The sequence below is a fragment of the Neisseria benedictiae genome (assembly GCF_958267435.1).
In the GTDB taxonomy this organism is placed as follows: Bacteria; Pseudomonadota; Gammaproteobacteria; order Burkholderiales; family Neisseriaceae; genus Neisseria; species Neisseria bergeri.
The window spans coordinates 1-3,077 of sequence record NZ_CATQFV010000012.1 but is presented as its reverse complement, the minus strand read 5'-3'; the positions used below and the strand labels follow the sequence as shown (position 1 = coordinate 3,077).

Sequence of the window (3,077 nt, the reverse complement as noted above, 5' to 3'; positions counted from 1 at the left end):
ACCCCCCCCCCCCCCCCCCCCCGATTTCTTTATTATGTCAACCGTAACAATTGTTTTGTTATGTAAAAGCCAACTGCCATACAGACGAGACACACATACGGTTCGGTCCTATGTGCGTCCCAATTTAGAAAGGCTTACCTTTCAAACATACTAATATCCTGACGGGTAGGAATGAAACAACCAAGAAAATTTTGATGAACATCGCACTACCTTTATCCGACAAAATACAAAACAGGCTGTTTTTCCTTACCGTCCTTGCAACGGTATGTTTCCTGTTTTATCCGAAATACCTGCCGATGAACGACCTGCCGCAACACGCCGCGCAGGTTGCCGCCTTGGATGATTTGCTCAAACACCGCAGTCCGTGGGCGGATATGCTGCAAATAAATTGGGATACGCCTTATCTGACCGTTTATGCCCTATGGTTGGCGCTGTATCAGTTTATGGGCATTAATGCTTCTTCTAAGGCTTTAGTCGCCCTCGAATTTTTATTTTTCATTTATGCGGCAGTCAAAATGAGAAAGGAAATGGAGGCGGAAAGGATGACTGACTGGGTCGCGCTGACCTGTTTTTTCGGATTTGCCTTTCAATGGGGCTTTGTCGGCTACATTATGGGCATTCCCGTCGGCATACTGTTTTTCATTGCCAATAAGCGTTGGATTGAAAATCCCTCGGCAAAGATGCTTGCCGCCGTTTCCGCATTGGGGATATGGTCGTACTTCTCCCATATTCTGACCTTTTCGTTTTTCTGCTTGCTTTCATACGGATACTTTCTTTTCAGAATTAAAGAAATCCCTTGGAAACAGCGTTTTTCCCTGACAGCCGCCTATCTTTTTTTCGCCGCCCTTTTGGCACGTTATACCGCAAAACCCAATCCCGTCCCCTATAAGGCATTTGAAGACAACTTTATCCAGCATTCCTTTTGGGACAAAATACTGGAAATTGCCTACCTGCCTTGGAATATGTCGGTCCTGTTTTACTACGACATTGCCTGCCTCTTCCTCTTTGCCGCCCCCATAGCGGCAAACTGCCGCCCCACTCGGGACAAAAGCCGGTACGTCCCGCTGCTTGCCTGTCTTGCGGTTTATTTCCTGATGCCTCATTTTATCTTTCAAACCAGCTTCCTTTATGAACGCTTCGCCCTGTTCGTCCCTATTTTTTATTATCTGATTTGGCAAAAGAAACCGGAAACGCCGGGCAGGATTGCAGCAAAAATATCGGAAGCAGCCTGCCTGTTGTCCGCCTTGTGCATCGCCGCGCTGACAGGCAAAGCCTACCTTAACAACATCCTTTTTGACCGCTCGCAGAAGCTGGCTGATTTTATAAAAATTTCCCAAATGATGGAAAACGGCAAAAAAGTCCTGACTGTCAACGACCCCTTGTCCATCAGCGAAGGCAGCCTGACTTCGGGCGGCGAGTTCTTCCATATCGCACAATGGTATCAGGCCGAAAGGCAGGGATGGGCGGATTACAGCTTTGCCTCGGCGCACGCTATGCCCGTCCGCATGAAAATGAAAGAAATGTATGACGGGTACAGCCAAGTCAGGTTTTTGTCCGAATATAACCTGACCCGGAAAACAGACTGCCGCCGCTATGACTACCTGCTTATCCTGACCGCCAACCATACGTCGGACACATTGGAAAAACTGCTTGCAGCCAATCCCTCCTGCTCCCGTGTTTCCCATATCAAGACCATAGGGAAATGGTCGCTTTTCAGACGGCATTGATATGCGGCTCAAACGGTTCGCGCGCTACGGCATGGTCGGTATCATCAACACCCTAATCCATATCGCCGTTTTTACCGCGCTGTCAAGCCGGCAATATCCCGCCGCCGCCGCAAACCTCATAGCCTTTGCCGCAGCCTCAGCATTCGGTTTTGCCGCAAATGCAAGATGGACGTTCGGTACAAAAGCTTCCTTCAAACGCTATGCCTGTTTCGTACTGCTGATGGGTTTTGCGGCATCGGCAAGCGGTTTGGCATCGGATGCCCTTGCTATGCCGCCGCAGGTCGCTGCCGTCGGATTTTCCGCCATCAGTCTGATATATGGCTACCTGTGCTCGAGTTACCTTGTTTTTGCCCAAACAAAAGGAAAACCATGAAAATATCGCTTATCGTCCCGGTGTGGAATGAAGAAGCCGCCATTCCGATTTTCTACCGTGCCGTCAGGGAAAGCAGGGGGCTTCAAAAATACGAAGTCGAAATCGTCTTCTGCAACGACGGGAGCACGGACAATACGGAAACCGTTTTGGAAAACCTCGCCCTTGCAGACCCCTTGGTCAAACCGCTGCACTTTACACGCAATTTTGGCAAGGAAAACGCCCTTTTCGCCGGTTTGGAACATGCATCTGGCAATGCCGCCATTCCGATTGACGTCGACCTTCAAGATCCCATAGAGCTGATTCCGCTTATGCTCGAAAAATGGCGTGCCGGCGCAAAAACCGTATTGGCAAAACGCATCGGGCGGACGCAAGACCATCCGCTCAAAAGATGGAGCGCGTCCTTCTTCTATAAACTTTACAATAAAATCAGCCCCGTCAGAATTGAAGAAAATGTCGGCGATTTCCGACTAATTTCACGCGACATCATCGACACCGTTATCAAAATGCCCGAACGAAACCTCTTTATGAAAGGATTACTTTCCTGGCCGGACAGAGGGGAAGTTATCGAATACACCCGTCCGAAACGCATCATCGGCCATACCAAATTCAATGCCTTGAAACTTTGGAATCTCGCTTGGGACGGCATTACCGGATTTTCGACCGTCCCGCTGAAGATATGGACGTATATCGGCTTTTTGTTTGCATTTACCGCATTTTTATACGGCTCATTGATTATTCTCCGAACGCTCGTCTATGGAAAAGATATTCCCGGTTACCCGTCGCTTTTGGCCTGCATCCTGTTTCTCGGCGGAATCCAGCTCATCGGTATCGGCATACTCGGCGAATATATCGGGCGTATCTATATCGAAACCAAACAGCGTCCCCGATATATTTTAAAAAAACGAAAGAAAGATGTTTCTTGATTATTCAAACAAAATAAATTGTAAATTTATTATCTTGTTGTTTTCATTGGTTAT

At 48.1% G+C, this 3,077-nt stretch carries 3 protein-coding genes; all 3 read left to right on the top strand.

The window, feature by feature from the left end; translation table 11 throughout:
• Positions 1-194 precede the first annotated feature (194 nt).
• From Q3O12_RS00790 to Q3O12_RS00780, 3 genes are read left to right on the top strand one after another with little or no spacing between them, the layout of a single operon-like run.
• The gene (locus Q3O12_RS00790; RefSeq protein WP_301668886.1) at positions 195-1,727 is read left to right on the top strand and encodes a hypothetical protein; all 1,533 of its coding nucleotides are present in this window, start codon (positions 195-197) and stop codon (positions 1,725-1,727) included.
• Position 1,728: 1 nt separating this feature from the next.
• Positions 1,729-2,100, top strand: coding sequence for a GtrA family protein (locus tag Q3O12_RS00785; RefSeq protein ID WP_107863629.1), 372 nt, complete (start codon positions 1,729-1,731; stop codon positions 2,098-2,100).
• Complete coding sequence (locus Q3O12_RS00780; protein ID WP_301668884.1) at positions 2,097-3,023, top strand: glycosyltransferase family 2 protein; 927 nt, start codon at positions 2,097-2,099, stop codon at positions 3,021-3,023. Before Q3O12_RS00785 ends, Q3O12_RS00780 begins: the two co-directional genes overlap by 4 nt.
• Positions 3,024-3,077 lie beyond the last annotated feature (54 nt).

Excerpts from the sequence above, each read along its gene's own strand:
- Q3O12_RS00790 (WP_301668886.1), top strand. The coding sequence starts at position 195 with ATGAACATCGCACTACCTTTATCCGACAAAATACAAAACAGGCTGTTT.
- Q3O12_RS00780 (WP_301668884.1), top strand. The coding sequence starts at position 2,097 with ATGAAAATATCGCTTATCGTCCCGGTGTGGAATGAAGAAGCCGCCATT.
- Q3O12_RS00785 (WP_107863629.1), top strand. The coding sequence starts at position 1,729 with ATGCGGCTCAAACGGTTCGCGCGCTACGGCATGGTCGGTATCATCAAC.